Below are 1,056 nucleotides of genomic sequence, written 5' to 3'. Positions count from 1 at the left end.
GAAGCTGAAATTGAAAAACTGACTGAAGAGATTGCCCAAGAGCCTAAAGCCATTCCTGGCGGCTCGGCTAGAAAAGCAAAAAGACGAGCTCTAAAAAAGCTGCTTCATAAGCTAAGAAAAGACTACGTGCCTAGAATGAAGAAGTATGAAGAGGCAGAAGAAGTCTTTGCTGGGCGAAATAGCTACTCTAAAACCGACCACGATGCGACGTTCATGCATATGAAAGAAGACCACATGAAGAACGGCCAGCTCAAGCCAGGCTATAATATCCAAGTCGCTACAACGGATCAATACGTAGTCGATTTTGCTTTGTATCCCAATCCGACTGACTTTAAGACGCTAGAGCCTTTTTTAAAACAGATGACGACAATGGACAAGTTCGATAAGATCGTCGCCGATGCTGGCTACGGCAGCGAGTACAACTACTCAATGCTTGAAGAAGAATATTCAGACAAGCAGTACTATATCCCTTATACCATGTACGAAAAGGAACAAACTAGAAAGTACAAAAACGATCCAACTAAGCTAGCCAACTGGTTCTATGATGAAGAAGACGATTACTACCTTGATCAAAACGGCGTTAGGTTTAGCTTCAAATGTTATAGTCGGCGTAAAGATAAATCGACTGGTCAGGTTCGCGATTTTAAGGTTTACGAAGCGGATAAATTTCAATTAACGCCAGAATTAGAGCGTTTAGCCAAAACCAAGAGCGGACGCCAGCGGCAGGTTCGCTATAATCCTAACTGGCAATACTTAAAAGAAAAAGCTAAAGGAGTTCTCCAAAGTCCTGAAGGCAGGTACATCTACAGCAAGAGAAAGTATGATGTGGAGCCAGTTTTTGGACATTTGAAGAACGTTTTTGGCATGCGTCGAACTCATTTAAGAGGCAAAAAGAAGGTTGAAACTGATGTGGGAATAGCCTTCATGATGATGAATTTAAGCAAATATTGGAACAGAAGATGGTCAAAGGACCAATCTTCTTTACACAAAAATAAAAATAACAAGAAAAAGACGGTCAAGCAACTCAAATTAAGAGTTGGATTGATCGTCTTTTGG

General features: G+C 41.1%; 1 protein-coding gene. It reads left to right on the top strand.

Annotated features, from left to right (window positions below):
• A partial coding sequence (locus tag CP357_RS09915; RefSeq protein WP_143468461.1) for a transposase occupies positions 1-1,056 on the top strand: 1,056 nt, incomplete at both ends.

It is taken from the genome of Lactobacillus sp. UMNPBX6, from assembly GCF_002553975.1.
In the GTDB taxonomy this organism is placed as follows: domain Bacteria; phylum Bacillota; class Bacilli; order Lactobacillales; family Lactobacillaceae; genus Lactobacillus; species Lactobacillus gallinarum.
The sequence above is the reverse complement of the archived record's forward strand: the minus strand, read 5'-3'. Positions and strand labels throughout refer to the sequence as shown.